This window comes from Streptomyces bambusae (assembly GCF_019400985.1).
Taxonomy (GTDB): Bacteria; Actinomycetota; Actinomycetes; order Streptomycetales; family Streptomycetaceae; genus Streptomyces; species Streptomyces bambusae_A.
Genome location: NZ_WTFF01000144.1, coordinates 1 through 18,525, shown reverse-complemented (window position 1 = coordinate 18,525; position 18,525 = coordinate 1). Strand labels below are relative to the sequence as shown.

General features: G+C 74.3%; 12 protein-coding genes and 2 pseudogenes. 4 read left to right on the top strand and 10 right to left on the bottom strand.

Annotated elements, in window-relative coordinates:
- Positions 1-302: 302 nt before the first annotated feature.
- From GPJ59_RS20250 to GPJ59_RS20240, 3 genes are all read right to left on the bottom strand, one after another.
- Positions 303-1,382: a Zn-dependent alcohol dehydrogenase gene (locus GPJ59_RS20250; protein WP_219668627.1), complete on the bottom strand. Its 1,080-nt coding sequence runs from the start codon at positions 1,380-1,382 to the stop codon at positions 303-305.
- A 116-nt stretch (positions 1,383-1,498) separates the two neighbouring features.
- Positions 1,499-2,911, bottom strand: a complete 1,413-nt coding sequence (locus GPJ59_RS20245; protein ID WP_219668626.1) for an aldehyde dehydrogenase family protein — start codon at positions 2,909-2,911, stop codon at positions 1,499-1,501.
- Positions 2,912-3,090: 179 nt separating this feature from the next.
- On the bottom strand, positions 3,091-4,641 hold the full coding sequence (locus GPJ59_RS20240) for a CitMHS family transporter (protein ID WP_219668625.1): 1,551 nt from the start codon (positions 4,639-4,641) through the stop codon (positions 3,091-3,093).
- 133 nt (positions 4,642-4,774) lie between these two features.
- Between GPJ59_RS20240 and GPJ59_RS20235 the strand changes: the two are divergent.
- A pseudogene (locus GPJ59_RS20235) lies at positions 4,775-5,145 on the top strand (IS5 family transposase); the annotation flags it as partial.
- A gap of 15 nt (positions 5,146-5,160) precedes the next feature.
- Here GPJ59_RS20235 and GPJ59_RS20230 read toward each other — a convergent pair.
- The 6 genes and pseudogenes from GPJ59_RS20230 to GPJ59_RS20200 all read right to left on the bottom strand — a co-directional run.
- Positions 5,161-5,484: a hypothetical protein gene (locus GPJ59_RS20230; RefSeq protein ID WP_219668624.1), complete on the bottom strand. Its 324-nt coding sequence runs from the start codon at positions 5,482-5,484 to the stop codon at positions 5,161-5,163.
- 78 nt (positions 5,485-5,562) lie between these two features.
- Positions 5,563-7,944: a molybdopterin oxidoreductase family protein gene (locus tag GPJ59_RS20225; RefSeq protein WP_219668623.1), complete on the bottom strand. Its 2,382-nt coding sequence runs from the start codon at positions 7,942-7,944 to the stop codon at positions 5,563-5,565.
- Positions 7,945-8,302: 358 nt separating this feature from the next.
- Positions 8,303-9,046, bottom strand: a complete 744-nt coding sequence (locus GPJ59_RS20220; RefSeq protein WP_219668629.1) for a TetR/AcrR family transcriptional regulator — start codon at positions 9,044-9,046, stop codon at positions 8,303-8,305.
- A gap of 165 nt (positions 9,047-9,211) precedes the next feature.
- Positions 9,212-10,732, bottom strand: a complete 1,521-nt coding sequence (locus tag GPJ59_RS37635) for a hypothetical protein (RefSeq protein WP_258024661.1) — start codon at positions 10,730-10,732, stop codon at positions 9,212-9,214.
- Positions 10,729-11,673, bottom strand: a complete 945-nt coding sequence (locus tag GPJ59_RS20205) for a hypothetical protein (protein ID WP_374200875.1) — start codon at positions 11,671-11,673, stop codon at positions 10,729-10,731. The genes GPJ59_RS37635 and GPJ59_RS20205 overlap by 4 nt, the downstream gene beginning before the upstream one ends.
- 1,331 nt (positions 11,674-13,004) lie before the next feature.
- Positions 13,005-15,107 (bottom strand): annotated as a pseudogene (locus tag GPJ59_RS20200) (right-handed parallel beta-helix repeat-containing protein); the annotation flags it as partial.
- A gap of 182 nt (positions 15,108-15,289) precedes the next feature.
- Between GPJ59_RS20200 and hmgA the strand changes: the two are divergent.
- Both hmgA and GPJ59_RS20190 read left to right on the top strand, forming a co-directional pair.
- Positions 15,290-16,603 (top strand): homogentisate 1,2-dioxygenase, encoded by a 1,314-nt coding sequence (gene hmgA / locus GPJ59_RS20195; RefSeq protein WP_219668622.1) that lies wholly within the window; start codon positions 15,290-15,292, stop codon positions 16,601-16,603.
- A gap of 51 nt (positions 16,604-16,654) precedes the next feature.
- Complete coding sequence (locus GPJ59_RS20190) at positions 16,655-17,404, top strand: GntR family transcriptional regulator (protein ID WP_219668621.1); 750 nt, start codon at positions 16,655-16,657, stop codon at positions 17,402-17,404.
- Between the two features lie 159 nt (positions 17,405-17,563).
- Here the strand turns inward: GPJ59_RS20190 and GPJ59_RS20185 are convergent, their stop codons facing one another.
- Positions 17,564-17,728, bottom strand: a complete 165-nt coding sequence (locus GPJ59_RS20185; RefSeq protein WP_219668620.1) for a hypothetical protein — start codon at positions 17,726-17,728, stop codon at positions 17,564-17,566.
- 166 nt (positions 17,729-17,894) lie between these two features.
- On the opposite strand from GPJ59_RS20185, the gene GPJ59_RS20180 reads away from it, so the two are divergent.
- Positions 17,895-18,525, top strand: a 631-nt coding sequence (locus GPJ59_RS20180) for a type ISP restriction/modification enzyme (RefSeq protein ID WP_308120381.1), incomplete at its 3' end; no start/stop codon positions are given.

Below are 18,525 nucleotides of genomic sequence, written 5' to 3'. Positions count from 1 at the left end.
TGCACACCCCGCCCGCCACTAGCGTCTTCAACACCCCACCCTCCGCCCCGCCCGCGTGGAGCGGGGAGGGGGGGGGGATCTGGGCGAACCGGATCGGGGCGCGCGCGCCCGCGGGGGGGGGGCGCGGAGAGGGCGCAGGGGGAGGCCGGGGCGGGCGCCCGGGCGTCGCGGGGCCGGACGGCGGGGCCGGGGCCCAGGGCCGGGCTGGGTCCCAGGGCCGGGGCCCGGGCCAGGGACAGGGCCTGGCGCGGTGCCGCGGGGCGGCGCGTCGGTGCGGCGGCGCCCCGGGGCGGGCAACGGCCTCAGAAGACCACCAGGGACCGGCCTCCCTTGCCCGCCAGCATCGCCTCGAACGCCGCCGGTATCCCGTCCAGCCCGATCCGGTCGGTCACCAGGGAGGCCAGGTCGAGCCGGCCCGCCCGGACGTGCTCGGCCAGGACCGGCAGGTCGCGGGCCGGGTCGGTGTTGCCGTAGACGCAGCCGGTCAGGGTGCGGGCGAAGTGGAAGATCTCCAGGGCGTGGAAGCTGACCTGCTGCTCCTTTCCGCCGATCCCGACGACGGTGGTGCGACCGCCGCGGCGGGTGGAGTCCCAGGCACCCCGGATGCTCTCGGCCCGGCCGACGCACTCCACGGCGACGTCCACGCCCTGGCCCGCGGTCAGCGCACGGATCTCCTTGGCGGTGGTCCCGGAGGCGAGGACGAACTCGGTGGCCCCGGCCGTGCGGGCCAGTTCCTCCTTGGCCGGGGAGACGTCCACCGCCACGATCGGCCCGGCCTGCGCGATCCGTGCCGCCTGGAGCGCGGCCAGGCCCACCCCGCCGACGCCGAACACGGCGACGGACTCCCCCGCCCGGACCCGGGCGCTGTGGTGCACGGCGCCGTACCCGGTGAGGACGGCGCAGCCCAGCAGGGCGGCCTCGGCGAGCGGGACGCCGGCCGGGGCGGGCAGCACGCAGCGGGCGGCCACGACCGTCTCCTCGGCGAACGCGGCCACGTTCAGCCCGGGGTGGAGCTCGGTGCCGTCAGCGGTGTGGGCGTAGACCGCGCCCACACCGGTGAGGGCCTCGGCGCAGAGCCAGACCTCGCCGAGGGCGCAGTGGTGGCAGCTGCCGCAGGACGGCGCCCAGTTGAGGACGACTCCGTCGCCGGGGGCGACGTGTGTGACGCCCTCGCCGACGGCCACGACGGTCCCGGCGCCCTCGTGGCCGAGGACGGCGGGTACGGGGACCCGCATGGTGCCGTTGGTGAGGGAGAGGTCGGAGTGGCAGACCCCGGCTGCGGCGAGCCGGACCCGGACCTGGCCGGGTCCGGGGTCGGGCAGCACGATCTCGGCTATCTCGAGCGGGGCTCCGACGGCGGGCAGGACGGCGGCACGGACCACGATGCTGGCTCCTCGGGCGGTCAGAACTGCGGGGACTCAGAACTACGGGGACTCGGATCTGCAGGGACTCAGAGCTGCGGGGGCTCAGAGCTGCGGGGGCTCGGAGCTGCAGGGGCTCAGAACTGCAGGGACTTGGTCTGGAGGTACTCGGACAGGCCGTGCGGGCCGAGCTCGCGGCCGACGCCCGACTGCTTGTAGCCGCCGAAGGGTGCGAGCGGGTTGAACCGGCCGCCGTTGATGTCCACCTGTCCGGTGTCCATGCGGCGTGCGAAGGAGACGGCGGTCTCCTCGTCCGCCGCCCAGACCGCCCCGCCCAGACCGTAGACGGTGCCGTTGGCGATGCGCACGGCGTCGTCCTCGTCGTCGTAGGACAGGATCGACAGCACCGGGCCGAAGATCTCCTCCTGCGCGATGGCCATGTCGGGGGTGACGTCGGCGAAGACGGTCGGGGCGACGTAGTAGCCGGTGGGGTGCGGTGCCTCGGGCCCGCCGACGACCAGGCGGGCGCCTTCGGCCACGCCCTTCTCGATGTAGCCGCGCACCCGGTCGCGCTGCTTGGCGTTGACGAGGGGGCCCAGGCGGGTGCCTTCGACGCACGGGTCGCCGACGGGGTAGCCGGCGACGGCCTCGGCGGCGAGGCCGACCGCCTCCTCGTACTCGTCGCGGTGGACGAGCAGCCGGGTCAGGGCGTTGCAGCTCTGGCCGGAGTTGTTCATGACGTGGCCCACGCCGGTCGCGACGGCCTTGGCGAGGTCGGCGCCGGGCAGCACGACGTTGGCCGATTTGCCACCGAGCTCCAGGGCGACGCGCTTGACCGCGGCGCCGGCGGTCGCGCCGACCTGCCGGCCGACGGCGGTGGAGCCGGTGAAGGAGACGAGGTCCACGCCGGGGTGCTCGACCAGCGCCTGTCCGGCGACCGGGCCGGTGCCGGTCACCAGGTTGAAGACGCCGGCCGGGACACCCGCCTCGTGCACGGCCTCGGCGAAGAGCTGTGCGGTCAGCGGGGTGTCCTCGGCGGGCTTGAGGACGATCGTGCACCCGGCGGCGAGGGCGGGTGCCACCTTGGCAACGATCTGGTGCAGCGGGTAGTTCCAGGGCGTGATGGCCCCGACCACGCCGACCGGCTCCAGCAGCACGGTGGAGCTTCCGAGCCGCTGCTCGAAGGCGTGGCTCGCGCCGAGTTCGGCGTACGAGGAGGCCACCGCGACCGGCGCTCCGACGTGGACCCGCTCGGAGAACCACAGCGGCGCGCCGAGCTCGGTGGTGACCGTCTGCGCGAGCTCGCTCTTGCGGGCGGCCAGGACGTCGCGCAGTACGCCGATCAGCGCGGCCCGCTCGGCGGGCGGGGTGGCGGCCCAGCCGGGGAGGGCGGCGCGGGCCGCGCGTACGGCCGCGTCCACGTCCTCGGCGGTGCCCGCCGGCACCTCGGCGACGACCTGCTCGTCGGCCGGGTTGACGACCTGGATGCGGTCGCCTCCGGCGGCGGGCACCCATGCACCGCCGATGTACATCCCGTCGTGGGCCTTCATGGCATTCCTCCCGAGCGAGCGCGAGCTGAGCGGAGCGAGCGAGCGTGTGGACCTCGCCGACACCCTACAAACTAGCGGCGGTAGGTTACTGCGCCCGCCCGCGCCCGGGGCCGAGATGCGCCGTAGGCGCGCGTCGGGCTCCCGCCAGCTCCCGTCGGGTCCCGTCGGGTCCCGTCGGCTCAGATGATCCCGAAGAGCATCCCCGCCGCCAGCACCACCAAGGAGGTGAGCGCGGCCCACTTCACGGTGAAGCGGGTGTGGTCGCCGAACTCCACCTTGGCCATGCCGACCAGGACGTAGACGGCCGGGACCAGTGGGCTGGACATGTGCAGGGCCTGGCCGACGAGGGAGGCGCGGGCGATCTCCAGCGGGGAGACGCCGTGGGCGGCGCCGGCCTCGGCGAGGACCGGCAGGACCCCGAAGTAGAAGCCGTCGTTGGACATGAAGTAGGTCAGCGGCAGGCTCAGCAGGCCGGTGACGAGGGCCATGTGCGGGCCCATGCCCTCGGGGATGGCGCCCACCAGCCAGTCCGCCATGTGCTTGACCATGCCGGTGCCGGTCAGGACGCCGGTGAAGACGGCCGCGGCGAAGACCATGCCGGAGACGTTGAGGACGTTGTCGGCGTGGGCGGCGATCCGGGCCTTCTGCTCGGGCATCCGGGGGAAGTTCACGGTGAGCGCGAGGGCGGCGCCGAGCAGGAAGAGCACCGGGATGGGGAGCAGCTCCATGATCATCGCGGCGAGGAGGACGACGGTCAGGCCGGCGTTGAACCAGTAGAGGCGGGGGCGCAGGGTCTCCCGGTTCGGGTCGAGGCCGAGCGTTCCCGCGGGGGCGGCGGGGGCGGCGCTCGCGGGACCTTCACCCGGGGTTTCACGCGGGGATTCAGCGGGGGTTTCAGCGGGGCCTGCGCCGGGGCCTTCCCCGGCGGCGGTCCCGGACCCGGTGGTCCCACCGCCGGCCGTGCTCGCCGTGCTGGTCGCGCTTGCCGTGCCGCCGGTGCTGGTCGTGCCGCTCGCGCTGGTCGTCCTGGTCGTGCCGCTCGTGCCCGTGGCCGCGGCGGCCTTGCCGGCCATGGCCGGCTCCGGTGTCCGGGCCGGGTCGCCGGGGAGGGTGAGCCGGCCCACGCGGCGGCGTTCGCGGACGCCGAGGACGTAGGACAGGACGAAGACGAAGAGGAGGCCGACCGCGAGGGCCGGGATCATCGGTACGAAGATGTCGCCCGCGTCGAGCTTGAGCGCGGTGGCGGCGCGTGCCGTGGGGCCGCCCCAGGGCAGGGTGTTCATCACGCCGTTGGCGGTGGCGGCGACGCCGGTCATCACGACCAGGCTCAGCCCGAGCCGCTTGTACAGCGGGTACATGGCCGAAACCGTGATCATGAACGTCGTCGAGCCGTCGCCGTCGAGCGAGACGATGGCGGCGAGCACGGCCGTGCCGACCACGACGCGCATCGGGTCGGCCTTGCAGAAGCGCAGGATGCCGCGCACGATCGGGTCGAACAGGCCGACGTCGATCATCACGCCGAAGTAGACGATGGCGAACATCAGCATCGCGGCGGTCGGCGCGAGTTTGCCGACGCCTTCGATGACGTAGTCGCCGAGGTGCGCGCCCTTGCCGGCGAAGACGCAGAAGAGTGCGGGGATGAGGACGAGCGCCGCGATCGGCGACATTTTCTTCATCATGATCAGGACCAGGAAGATCGCGATCATGGCGAAGCCGAGGAAGGTCAGCATGCAGGGACGGTAGGGCGGGCCTCTTTACGCCAACAAGACGTCGAGCCGTGAGCAATACGAGCAAAACCCCTGGTCAGCGCCTAGGAGCTGTCCGGCCGATCATGCGACTGTCGTCCGGTCGGATCGTTGTCCCATACATGGGGCGGGAGAACGCGGTGATCTGTCGGACGCGGAGCGGGAGAGGCTGCGGCCGTTCCTGCCGGTGAGCAACGGCCGGTGCGGGCGGTGGCGCGATCACCGGCAGGTGATCGATGGGATCCTGCACCGGGTGCGGACCGGGGTGCACTGGCGTGACCTGCCGGAGCGGTTCGGGCCGTGGAAGACCGCCTACGAGCGCCACCGGCTGCGGTCAGCAGACGGCACTTGGGAGAGGCTGCTGCAGCGGTCCAGGCGGCGGCCGACGCGACAAGAGAGATCGACTGGGACATCTCGGTGGACTCCACCATCGTGCGCGCGCACCAGCATGCGGCCGGCGCCCGCACCGACCCGCCACCTGCTCCGCAGCTGATTGAACAGGTCCTAGGAAATCACCTCAGTGGGCGGGGCGTTGTGCGCCACGATGAGCCTGGCTATCTCGTGCAGCCGATACCAGATGTCCGGGCTGTCATCCTCGGTGAGCTCGGGAATGGCCCTCTCCAGCTGGCCGAGGATGAGCCTCACCGTCGCCATTCCCCGTTCGTGCAGGGAACCGCCGTTGGCGACCCATGTGCAGGCACAGCCTCCCAGCCTGGTGTCGAGCGAGACCAGATCGACGCCGGCCACCTCAAGATCATTCCACTTGCGGTCCCACGGCTCGTCCCACAGGCGGGCCACCGCGTCCACTGGATCTGTAGCAGCGTCCATGTCGGCCATCATCGTGGGACCGCCCCGACTGCGGAAGGCCGAGGATCGCATTGCCCGGCCGGACAGCCCTGGAGTGCCTCAGTCCAGCGGCGCCAGCTCCACGGGGAAGCCGTTGAGCACCGCCGTACCGGACAGCGGGTCGAGCAGGCGGCCGTCGAGGAGCTGGTTGACGTTGGCCCCGGGAGCGGCCGAGGCGACGGAGAGCCGGGTCCCGGGCCGGTCGTGGCCCCAGCCGTGCGGCAGGCTGACCACGCCCGTCCGCACGGCGTCGGTGACCTCGACGGGTACGTCCACGCTCCCGCCGTCGGCGGTGACCCGGGCCCGGCCCCCGTCGGCGAGGCCCAGCCGGGCCGCGTCCTCGGGATGGACCTGGAGGGTGCAGCGGTTGGAACCTCCGGTGAGGGCCGGGACGTTGTGCAGCCAGCTGTTGTTGGACCGCAGATGGCGGCGGCCCACGAGCACCAGGGCGGCGGGGCGGCCGGTGAGCGCCTCGCGCAGCCTGGGGAGTTCGGCCGCGACCGGGTCCGGCAGCAGCTCGACCCCGCCGCTGCGGGTCCTCAGCACGTCCGGGAGCCTGGGCTGGAGCGGGCCCAGGTCGATGCCGTGCGGTGCGGAGAGCAGCCGGTCCAGGGTGAGCACCTCCGCCGCCGCCCGGGTCCCTCCGGGGCCGGGCCGGCCGTCGTAGGGCGCGGGCTGGCCGTCGTACGGGCCGGGCCGGTCGTCGTAGGAGCCGAACTGGTGGACGGCGCCGAACTGGTCGCCGTACGGGCCGAGCCGCAGCATCATGTCCAGTCGCCTCAGTGGACCGGTGGATCCGGTGAGCAGGCCCGCGAGCCGCGTCGGGTCGTCTCCGTGCAGCGGGGAGGCGGGGTCGGCGGTCGCCCGGGTCAGGGCCGCCCGGACGGCCATGTCGTCCACGGCGTCCGGGTCGGCGGTCCCGTGCAGGCCGGAGACGGCGAGGACCAGGCGGGCGTGGATCTCGCACTCGTCCATGCGGCCGTCCTCCAGGGGGACGGCCGGCGGGGTGAAACGGACCTGGTTGCGGACGGCGAAACCGTTGAAGGCGAAGTCGAAGTGGGCGCTCTGCGCGGGCGCCGGCGGGGGCAGGACGACGTGCGCGTGGCGCGAGGTCTCGTTCAGGTACGGATCGACGGAGACCATGAAGTCCAGCCCGGCCAGGGCCGCGTCGAGGCGGCGGCCGTCGGGCGCCGAGAGCACGGGATTGGCGGCGATGGCGATCAGTGCCCGGATCCGCCCCTCCCCCGGCGTGTCGATCTCCTCGGCGAGGGCGGCGAGCGGGAGTTCGCTCTTGGCCTCGGGGTGGCCGGAGACCCGGCTGGTCCAGCGGCCCAGGGCGAAGCCCTTGCCGGGGCCCGCGGGGCGGGGCGCGGGGGCGGTCGCGGACAGCGGGAAGAGGGCGCCGCCGGGGCGGTCGAGGTTCCCGGTGAGGATGTTGAGCACGTCGACCAGCCAGCTGGCGAGGGTGCCGTGCTCGACGGTGCAGCTGCCCATGCGGCCGTAGACGGCGGCGGTGGGCGCGGCGGCGAGCGCGCGGGCCAGGTCGCGGATCGCGGCGGCGTCGAGGTCGCAGCGCGGGGCGACGGCCTCGGGGGTGAAGGCGGCGAGCGCGTCGGGGAGTTCGGACAGGCCGTGCAGGTGCGGTGCGAGCGGGCCCGGGTCGGCGAGCTTCTCGGCGAGGAGGGTGTGCGCGAGGGCGGCGAGCAGGAGGGCGTCGGTGCCGGGGCGCGGCGCGAGGTGGCGGTCGGCGAGGGCGGCGGTGCGGGTGCGGCGCGGGTCGACGACCACGAGGGTGCCGCCGCGGGCACGCAGGGCGCGCAGCCGGCCGGGGAAGTCGGGGGCGGTGCACAGGGAGCCGTTCGAGTCGAGCGGGTTGGCGCCGAGGAGGAGCAGGAAGTCGGTGCGGTCGAGGTCGGGGACGGGGATGGCGAAGGGGTCGCCGAACAGCAGGCCGCTGGAGACGTGCTTGGGCATCTGGTCGAGGGTGCTGGCGGTGAAGAGGTTGCGGGTGCCGAGAGCCTTGAGGAGCATCGGCGGGTAGAGGGCGCCGGCCATGGTGTGGACGTTGGGGTTGCCGAGGACCACGCCGGTGCTCTGGGGGCCGTACTGCCGGGTGAGGGCGGGCAGCGCGTCGGCGATGGCGTCGAAGGCCTCCTGCCAACTGGCCTCCTCGAGCCGGCCTGCGCGGCGGACCAGCGGGGTGCGCAGCCGGTCGGGGTCGGCGTCGACGGCGCCGAAGGCCGCGCCCTTGGGGCAGATGAAACCGCGGCTGAAGACGTCGTCGCGGTCGCCGCGGGCGCCGGTGACGGTGGTGCCGGGGGTGCCAGTGGTGCCGGTGGTACCCGGGGTGCCAGTGGCGCCTTCGTTGGTGCGGCTGAGGGTGAGGGTGAGGCCGCAGGTGGCCTCGCACAGCGGGCAGATGCGCAGGGCGGTGCGGGACATGGGCCCTCCTGGGGGGCGGCAGGGTCGTCTTCCGGGGCGGGCGGGGGGCTCGCGGCTCGGGGGCCGTCGCGTGCGGTGCGGGGGGATCGCCGGGGGATCGTGCGGCGGGGGTGGATCGTACGGCGCGGGAGAGCAGATGGTGGTGGTTGTCGGTCGTCGGGCGTCGCCTGCGGGTCGGCGGCCGCCGGTCGGCTGTCGGCTGTCGGCTGTCGGCTGGCTGTGCGTCGTCGGTTGTCGGACGTCGGACACTCGCGCGCGGCGTGGGTTCGGGTTGCGCGGGGGCGGGTGGCGGGGTCCGCGGCCCGGCCCGCGGCGGACTGAGCATACCGACCGGTACGCACGGAGGCGAGGGTTCGGTTCAGTCCAGCACGCGGGCGAGGTAGGCGTGCAGCATCGCGCGGGTTTCGGCCACGATCTCGGGGTCCCCCGACGGGTCGTTGCGGAAGGCCAGGTGGACGAGGGCGTCGGTCGCCTCGACGGCGACGAGGACGGAGCGCCGCAGGGCCGCATCGGGCGTACGGCCGAGGTGACCGCAGAGCAGCTCGGTCAGGCGGGCGGCGACCCGGAGGTTGGGGTCGGCGACGGCGGCCGCGTCCGCGCCGCCGCCGCCGGAGTCGGCACGGGAATCGGCACTGGAGTCGGCGCTGCCGCCTGCCCCACCGCCCGTTCCGCCGCCCGTTCCGCCGTCCGCGCCGCCGTCCGGGTCGGCGTTGCCGGGCGGGGGCGTGGGTACGCCGAAGTCGACCAGGGCGAAACCGGGTGCGGTCCGCTTCATGGCGAGGTACTCGTCCAGCACGGCGTCCACGACCGGCCGCCAGTGGGTGGCCGGCAGCGCGGCCAGGCGGCGGGTGATGCCCGCGGCGTAGCGGTCGAGGTTGCGGTGGGCGAGGGCGTCCGCCATGGCGCGCTTGTTGTCGAAGAAGCGGTAGACGGATCCGATGGGCACGCCCGCGCGGACCGCGACGGCCCGGGTACTCAGGTTCTCGTAGCCGGTCTCGTCGAGGAGTTCGGCGCAGGCGTCGAGGATCCGGGCGAGCCGGTCGGCGCTGCGCTGCTGGACCGGGGCGCGGCGGAGGGAATGGGCGGGAGGCACGGGGTCCATCATGCCGTCGCTGGGCTCCTGGGTGTCGGTTTCGGCCACGTTGCCGGTTCGGCCCGGGTCCCGGTGCCGGCGGGGTGCCGCGTAACGCCGGGCTGTCGGGAGGGTCCCGGGAGGAATGTCGACAGGGATGCGGAGGGGGTGTCGGCAGGGGTGCCTGGAGGGGCGTCAGTTCAGGAGGAGGCCGAGCCCGCCGACGGTGTACGTGATCATCAGCGCGAGCAGCGGCAGTTGGCCGGCCACGGCCTTGGCGGGCGGGAAGAGCCGCACGGAGCGGTCGTGGGCGGCGACGACGCCGAGGACGTGACCGGTGACGACGGCGGTGACCTGGAGGGCGGCGAGGCCGCCGGGGCCAAGGGGTGGGGCGGCCGGCCCGAGGGCGTTGTCAGTGCCCAGTGCCATGCTTACGGTGCGTGGTCCTTCAGTCACGAGGAGGGAGAAGTAGTGGGCGACGAGATAGCCGAGGGCGATCGGCAGCAGTGAGTGCGCGAACGCGGTGAGCGGGCCCGGGTGGGGGCCGCAGAGCAGCCGGGTGGCGGCAGCGCACAGGCAGTAGAGGACAGCGACGAGCAAGACGGAGGCGAGGAGGCCGAGGGTGGCCGTGGGGGTGCGGCCGAGTGAGGAGGTCTGGACGGTGTCGATCCAGGAGGGGTTGTCGGAGAAGCCGTCGTAGGCGGTGGAGCCGAACAGGACGCAGACGGTGGCGAGGAGTCCGGGCCGCTCCGGCGTGGCGTCGAGTCCGTGGAAGGGGTTGCGCAGGACCAGCCGGCCGTCGTTGCGGCGGCCGAGCGGGGAGAGCCGGGCCAGGAGGGAGGAGTACGCCTCGAAGGCGTCGCCTTCGGCGAACCAGCGCTCGCCGTACCGGGCGGCGAGGGCGAGTTGTACGACGGCGTAGCCGGTGAGGGCGGTCAGGAGGGTGGTGGTGGATGCGGGATCGGGAGCGACGAGTTCGAGCCAGGTGAAACCGAGGAGCCCGGCGGCCGCGGGCCACAGGCCGAGCCGGGGCGGCGGTTCTCGGTACGACAGGTCGCGGGTCGGCAGTTCGCGGGCTGGCAGTTCGCCGGAAGGCACGTCGCGGGAAGGCACGTCGCTGGGCGGAAGTCCCTGGGGCGGCGGTCCGTGGGGCGGCAGTCCGCTGGCCGGCTGGGGACGCAGAGGTGTCCGGTTCATGGAGGAACGGAGGCGGAGCAAGAGCGCGTGCAGGAGGCGGTGCAGGGTGCGCAGGGGGTTGAGGAGGCGCCAGACGGGGCCGAGGAGGAGGGAGGCGGGCACGAGACCGACCCAGAGGAGGACGTAGACGGCGCCGGGTGCGGGGTTGCGGCGGGGGTCGTCGGGGCCGAGGAGGAGGTGGGCGAGGACTGCCAGGGCAGCTACGAGGCCGAGCGCCCGGGCAGCGGTACGGGTGGCCGGGGCGTCGGCCACCCGCTGGAGGACAGCGGGCAGGGGGTGGCCGGAGCGGTCACCGCGGAAGCGGGAGGTGGACCACAGCAGCGCGAGGCCGAGGAAGGAGACGAAGAGGGCGGTGAAGGCGCCGGCGAAGGCGTAGAAGGGCGAGATGGGCAGGTCGTGGGAGGAACCGACGCCGTGGGCGAGCACGGCGACGGAGCCGTCCGCCGCCCCGCCGGGCGGGGCGGCGGGGGCGTGGTCGGCGGCAGGGGCGGCGGAGGCGACGGCAGTGAGGAGGTTCATCGGACGAGGAGTTGGGTCAGCAGGAGTTCTGACGTGTGGGTCTCGACCTCGAAGAGGCCGGTGCGGTCGGCGGTGAGGACGAGGACGGCCTCCTGGCCGGCGGGGAGGGCGAGTTCCTGGTCGTAGCCGTGGACGTGCAGAGTGTCGGCGCGGTCGCTGGTGACGCGCAGGGCGACGCGTTCGCCGCGCTTGAGCTCGGTGCGGCCGGGCGCGGGGCTGACCTTGCCGTCGCGTACGGAAACCGTGACGGTCCGGTCAACCGCGCGGCCTGCGTCCGGCGGGGCGGCGGTGCCGCCAGTGCCGGCGGGACCGCCTCTGCCGGCGGGGCCGCCAGTGCTGGTGGAGCTGCCGGGGCCGGTGGTGGCTCCGGTGTCGCCCTGGCCGGGTTGCGGGGTGGGGTCGGTGTGCGCGTGGCCGGACCGGCCCGGCTCGGCGGCGGTGAGCTGGGCCGTGGCCTCGATCGCCTTGCCACCGACGGCCCATCCGGTGTGGTCGTCGGCGTAGAGGCGGACGGTCAGGGTGTGCGTGCCCTGGGGCACCTGCGCGGCCGGCAGGTGGTGCCAGGGCCCGTACAGCCGGGCCACCTTGCGCCCGTCCACTTCCAGATGGGCGTGGCCGGCGCCCGGGAGGGCTGCGCCGCCGACGCTGTCGGGGGTGAAGCGGAAGTTCTCGACGGCCAGGTGGAGGTTCCAGCCGTCCTCGGGGTCTGGGCGCACGGTGAGCCCCACCCGGGGCGCGCCGTCGGCCGGGACCTCTCGGAAGCGGTGCCCCGCCGCGTCCTTGGTGTCGAGCAACGCGCCCGCGCTGCCGGAGGCCTGCTCGTGGGTGGTGCCCGGCTTGTGGTGGGTGGTGGCCCGCCCGCCACAGCCGGCCGCCCCGGCCGCGGCGAGCAGGACCACGACGACGACCCGGGCCGCCCGCACGGCCCGGCCGCGGCCCACCGATCGCGCGGCCTTCGGCACCGGCCGGGCGACCGGTTCCGCCGGACGCGGGGCGGTGCCCGGTTCCCGCCGCCGGGGCGGGAAGGAGGGCCGCCCGAGGCCGGGGCGCGCCCTCATGCCACCCCTCCCCCGGTCCCGTCCTCGCCGACTACCGTCGGCGGGCCGGCCGGCACGGCAGTGCCCGAGGCAGGGCCGACCGGAGCGGAGGCGCCCGAGGCAGGGCCGACCGGAGCGGAGGCGCCCGGAGCGCAAGCGGCCGGCGCGGAGGTGCCCAGGGCGCAAGCGGCCGGGGCAGACGTGCCTGGAGCAGAGGCGCCCGAGACGAGGCCGCCCGGGGCAGGGACACCTGGGACGGAGGTCCCCAAGGCAGGGCCCGCTGGGGCGGACGTCCCCGGAGTGGAGGTTCCCGAGATGGATGTGCCCGGGGCGGATGTGCCCAGGACGGAGACCCCCGCAACGGAGGTCCCCGGGGCCGGGCCGCCCGGGACAGGGACACCTGGAGCGGAGGCGCCCGAGGCAGGACCGGCCAGGACAGCGGCACCTGGGGCGGAGGCGCCCGAGGCGGGGCCGGCCGGGGCGGGGACACCTGGAGCAGAGGCGCCCGAGGCGGAGCCAGCCGGGGCCGACGTCCCCGGAACGGAGGTCCCCGAAACGGATGCGCCCGAGGCGGAGACGCCCGAAACGGTGGTCCCCAGGGCGGAGGCAGCCGGGGCAGACGCACCCGAGGCGGGGCCGGCCGGGGCAGCGGCACCTGGGACGGAGGCGCCCGAGGCGGGGCCGGCCGGGGCAGGGACACCTGGAGCAGAGGCGCCCGGGACGGAGCCAGCTGGGGCGGACGTCCCCGGAATGGAGGTCCCCAGGGCGCAAGCGGCCGGGGCGGACGTGCCCGGAGCAGAGACGCCCGAGGCAGGGCCGGCTAGGGCAGCGGTACCTGGGACGGAGGCGCCCGAGGCGAGCCCGACCGGGGCACCTGGGGCGGAGGTTCCCTGGACGGAGCCCGCTGGGGCGGACATCCCCGGAACGGAGGTCCCCGAGACGGATGTGCCCGAGGCGGAGACGCCCGAAACGGAGGTCCCCAGGGCGCAAGCGGCCTGGGCGGACGTGCCCGGAGCAGAGGCGCCCGGGGCGAGGCCGACCGGGGCGCGGACACCTGGGACGGAGGCGCCCGGGGCGGAGACGCCCGAAACGGAGGTCTCCCGGGTGGAGGCGGCCGGGGCAGACGCACCGCGGGCAGAGGGCTCCTGGACGGGTGCGGTCCGGGAGGAGGGGGCGGCCGGAGGGGGAGCGGTCGACGTGGTGTGGGGAGGGGGCGGTGTGGGGGCGCGGTCGCCTGCCGGGGCGTCGTCCGGGCCGGTGGGGTGGGCCGGGGTGCCTGGGTGGCCCGGGCGGGCTGCGGCGATGGCTGCCCAGAGCACCCAGACCACGGCGAGGAGGGTGCGGATCCAGGCCGGGCCGACCGGGGTCCAGGGGATCATGACGACGGCCTTGTCGACAGCGTCGAGCAGGGTCACGGCGCCCAGCAGCAGCGTGAGCCGGGCCGGCCAGGGGCGGTCGGGGCGCAGGGCCAGGCCCGTACCGGTCCACCACAGGCCCAGGAGGAGCAGCGCAAGGGCGGGGACGAAGGTGGCGGTCAGCGGCATCGTGGAGCCGGCCACGTCCAGGGCCAGGCCCGCGACGCCCAGCAGCCAGGCCGCGGTGCCCAGCCTGCGGCCGCGCAGCCGGCGCCACCACAGGACCCCGCCGACCAGGAGCAGCACCGCCGCCGCGGCCGCCGCGATCTGGGTCTCGACCCGTTCCAGGCCGCGGGCGCCGTACCAGTCGCAGCCGGCGGGCAGCCGCCGCGCCTGCACGTTGTAGTCGGCGCAGACCAGCAGCTGGGCGAGCTTCACCGGCTCGCCCAGCAGCCGGGCCGAGGCGCCGGACACCTCTCCGCGCTCGCTGCCGCACCGCGGCAGGGTGCCGGGTGTCGAGCCGTCCGGTCCGGACTGCCAGCAGTTGCCCCTGCCCTGGCCGTCCCACCACACGTCCATGCCGTTGGGGCGGGACGCGCCGGCCTTGTCCCGGCCGAGGACGTTGTCGGCGTACCGGTTGTGGTGCGAGGTGTCGGTCTGCTTCGACCAGGCGGACTCGCCGCGGATGAAGGCGGGCACGGCCGAGAGGAAGAAGCCGGCGCGGTCGTGACCGTAGACCCAGTTGTGCTCGTAGACGTTCCAGTTGCCGCCGGCGGTGATGATGCCGGTGCCCGGCGGCATGGAGATCTGCGGGCACACCACGCCCTGCTCGTAGCCGCGCTCGGCGGGCGGCTTGGCGCAGGTGCCGTCGGCGACGTGGCGGTAGTAGTCCTGGTTGTTGTCGTGGATGAGGTTGCGCTCGAACTTCGCGTGGTTCTGCGGCAGGCCCGGGTGGCCGGGGAAGGCGCTGTCCATGGAGGCGCCGCCCATGTTCTGGTCGAACTCGTTGTCGTGGACCCAGACGGAGTCCCCGGCGGTGCCGGAGTAGCCGACCATGTTGTGGTGGCTGCGGCAGCCGGTGATCTCGATCGAGTAGCGGGGCACGTCGTAGCCGCGGCCGTCGTTGATGTCGGAGGCACTGCCCGGGTAGATGCCGGAGTCGCCGTTGCCGTAGGACTCGCAGTTCTTGTAGAGCCCGTGGTCGCTGGCGAAGGTCAGGAAGCCGTACTCGTCGTTCCACCGGGTCAGGACGTCGTCGATGACGAAGCCGTCGCCGGCGAGCACGTACAGCGAGTTGAAGGTGGTGCGCTGGGCGGTGAAGTTCTTGAAGTAGATGCCGTCGGACCGGTCCGCGCGGATGCCGTTCAGCTTGTGGTACTTGGCGTCGACGACGACGTCGAGCCGGCTCGCGCCCGTGCCCTCGATCTGGAGGTCCTTCTTGCCGAGGACGGCGACGAGGTTCTGGTTGTGCGGGCAGGCGGCCTGCTGCTCGTAGCTGAGGATCTGGTAGCCGAAGGAGGAGTTGGGGGCCTTGAGCGCGGCGCACTCCCCCGTCGGCGCGGGCAGCGAGGGCTCCTCCTCGTACAGGCCGGGCAGGATCGCGATGTTCATGCCGGGCCGGTCGACCCGGTCGACGGCCTCCTGCAGGTGCCGGAACCCGCTCTGCGCGCAGCGCGCGAAGAGGTCGAGGTTGCGCTGCTTCAGCTGCTCCGGAAAGCCGGCGATGCGCCGCTCGAAGTCGGCCCGGTCGGTCTTGCAGACGAGCAGGTCGGGTTCGGCCGCGCGGTAGCGCGGCACGGAGCCGGAGCCGTCGGGGAAGGTGACGGGCCGCTCCTCGTGCGCGTACGCCGCGGGCGCGGCGGCGAGCAGGGCGGCGAGGGACAGGAGCGCAAGGAGGGCGGCGAGGAGGAGGGCGGGCGGGGCGGCGGCCGGGGCGGCGGCCTGCGCCCCCGGCCCGGCTGGGGGCCTGCGGGTCCACGACATGCGCGAGAGAGTAGAGCAATGTTCATCTTTTGTGATCCCCTCGCGCACGCCCATTTCGCCGCACCCCCCGACCCCCGCGACCGCCCCCCGCCGCTCCAACCACGCGATTCCCGCCGTTGACGGGACGGGGCGCCAAATCCTACTGTCGACCATAGGATTCCTTCGACGGAGCGGGAGCAGGCATGAGCGAGCAGGCCAGGAAGACGGCGGAGGGGCTGGTGTACCTCACCGGCTTCGGCAACGAACACAGCTCGGAGGCCGTCCCGGGAGCCCTCCCGATCGCCCGCAACTCCCCGCAGGTGGCTCCCCTCGGCCTCTACGCCGAGCAGCTCAGCGGCAGCGCCTTCACCGAGCCGCGCACGCACAACCGCCGCTCCTGGCTCTACCGGATCCGCCCCTCGGCCGCCCACCCGCCGTTCACCCGGATCGACAACGGCGACCTGCGCACCGCACCGTTCACCGAGACCGTCCCGGACCCCAACCGGCTGCGCTGGAACCCGCTGCCCGACCCGGCCCCCGGCACCGACTTCCTGTCCGGCCTGTGGACCCTCGGCGGCAACGGCGACGCCACCCAGCGCGCCGGCATGGCCATCCACCTCTACGCCGCCAACGCCTCGATGACCGACCGGGTGTTCTCCGACTCCGACGGCGAGCTGCTGATCGTCCCCGAGCGCGGCGGCCTGCTGCTGCGCACCGAGTTCGGCGTACTGGCCGCCGAGCCGGGCCACGTCGCCCTGATCCCGCGCGGGGTCCGCTTCCGCGTCGAGCTGCTCGACGCCGACGCCCGCGGGTACGTCTGCGAGAACTACGGCCAGCCCTTCGAGCTGCCCGGCCTCGGCCCGATCGGTGCCAACGGCCTCGCCGCGGCCCGCGACTTCCAGGCGCCGGTGGCGGCGTACGAGGACGTCGAGGGCCCGGTGGAGGTGGTCAACAAGTTCTGCGGCAACCTCTGGTCCGCGACGTACGACCACTCCCCGCTCGACGTCGTCGCCTGGCACGGCACGCACGTGCCGTACGTCTACGACCTGCGCCGCTTCAACGTCATCGGCACGATCAGCTACGACCACCCGGACCCGTCGATCTTCACCGTGCTGACCTCCCCGTCCGACACTCCGGGCCTCGCGGGCGTGGACTTCGTGGTCTTCGCCCCGCGCTGGCTGGTCGGCGAGGACACCTTCCGCCCGCCGTACTTCCACCGGAACGTGATGAGCGAGTACATGGGCCTGATCGAGGGCGCCTACGACGCCAAGGCCGAGGGCTTCGTCCCCGGCGGCGGCTCGCTGCACAACATGATGTCGGCGCACGGCCCGGACCGGGAGACCTTCGACAAGGCCAGCGCCGCCGAGCTGAAGCCGCAGAAGATCGACGACGGGCTGGCCTTCATGTTCGAGACCCGCTGGCCGATCACCGCCACCGCCCAGGCGGCCGCCGCGGACCACCTCCAGCAGGGTTACGACGACGTCTGGCAGGGGCTGCAGCGCCATTTCCGCGCCTGAGCCCCCGGCTTAGGATTCCTGGACAAGCCCCGCCCCTACGGAGACCCGCCCGTGACCGCCTTCGCCCCCGACTCGCTGGTGCTGAACCGGAAGCTGCCCCTGTGGTACCAGGTGTCGCAGTCGCTGCGCGCCTCGATACTGGGGCGCAGCCCGGACGAGTCGCTGCGGCTGCCCACCGAGGAGCAGCTCGCCGAGCACTACGGGGTCAGCGTGCTGACCATGCGGCAGGCGCTGAAGGAGCTGGAGCAGGAGGGGCTGATCAGCCGGCACCGGCGGCGCGGCACGTTCATCGAGCCGGGTGCGCAGCGCGGTGCGCCGGTACGGCTGCTGGGCTCGGTCGATGCGATCGTGGCCCAGCAGTCGGGCGAACGTACGACGGTTCTCGGCCAGGAGCGGGGGCCGGTGCCCGGGGAGCTGCGGGAGTACTTCCCGGACGTCGCGGAGGTGGTCACCTACCGGCGGCTGCGCCGCGACGGCGTCACCGGCGAGCCCACCAACTGGGCGGAGAACGCGATCCGCCCCGAGCTGGCGCAGGGCGTGGACGTCGCCGACCTGGAGCGCTGGCCGATGACGAAGGTGCTGCGGGACGTGGTCGGGGTCCGGATCAGCCGGATCACGGACACGGTGGAGGCGAGGCTGGCCGACCCGGCGACCGCCGAGCTGCTGGACGTCCCGCTGCTGAGCCCGATCCTGCACTACACGGGCGTCACGTACGACGAGGACGGCCGGGTCGTGGACGTGGCGCGCATCCGCTACCGGGGCGACCGCTTCTCCTTCACGGTGACGGTCGAGGCACACTGAGTCCGGGCCCGCGGGAGCAGGCCCGGACGGCACTCGGCATCACGTCTTCCCGTCGTCACGTCTCCTCGGCGTCACGTCGTCCCGTCGTCACGCCTCCTCGGCGTCACATCTTCCCGGCGTCCCGGCGTCACGCCTTCTCGTCGTCACGACTGCCCGGCGTCACTTCTTCTCGTCGTCGTCGGCGGTCCGCTCGCCCTCGGCCTGGGACGGGGTGGTCCGCATGGTCTGCGGGTGGTGCTGGCGGCGTTCCATCTCGTCCATGTCCTCGTCGAGCCGTTCGCCCTCCGCCTGGGACGGGGTCGTGTACTCGTCGTACTGGCTCATGTCCGCCTCCTCGGCCGGAACCCCTACACAAGGAGCGTAAGCGCCCACCCGGTCCGCAGCACCCCCTACCATCTGCGGCGTGAGCGTGAGGGTGAGTGCAGGCGTGAGCGGGGACCCAGGGGACCCAGGGGACCCAGGGGAAGACGTGCCGCTGCTGGACGAGCTGATGCCGTGGTCCGTGGCGGGGCTGCGGCTGGGCCGGGGGTGGGTGGCCGCACCCGACCCCGGGACGCTGCGGGCCCGCTGGGCGGCGCTGACCGGGGCCGAGGCGGCGGAGCGGGAGCGGCTGTTCCGCCCCACGCGGACCCGGACGCCCGACGCCGGGGCGGCCGCGCTGCCGGGGCAGCGGACGGCCACCGGGCGGTTCTCGGCGGCGCCGGGCGCGTGCCCGGAGCCGGTACGCGTACTGCACGAGCCGTTCGACGAGCAGTGGCTGCTGCCCGACCAGCGGCTGATCGACGCGGCCCGGCCGGAGTTGTGGCGGGTCCTGGACGAGCAGCAGGTCTTCCTGCTGGAGGCCGGCCCGCGGATGCTGGCGACGGCCCTGCTGCCGGCCGGGCGGACGGGCCGGATCCGCCCGCTCCACCGCCGCCCGGGCGGCGCCGAACCGAATCTCGCGCCGGGCCTGCTCACCTTCCTCGGCGACCGCTACGGGACCCGGGTGGCCCCGGAGGACGTGCTGTCCTGGGTCCTGGCGGCCGCCCGGCCCGGTCCGCGCGGGCCGCGGGTACCGCTGCCGGCCGACCCGGAGCGCTGGCGGGCCGGCCTGGAGCTGGGCCACCGGCTGCTGGCGGTCC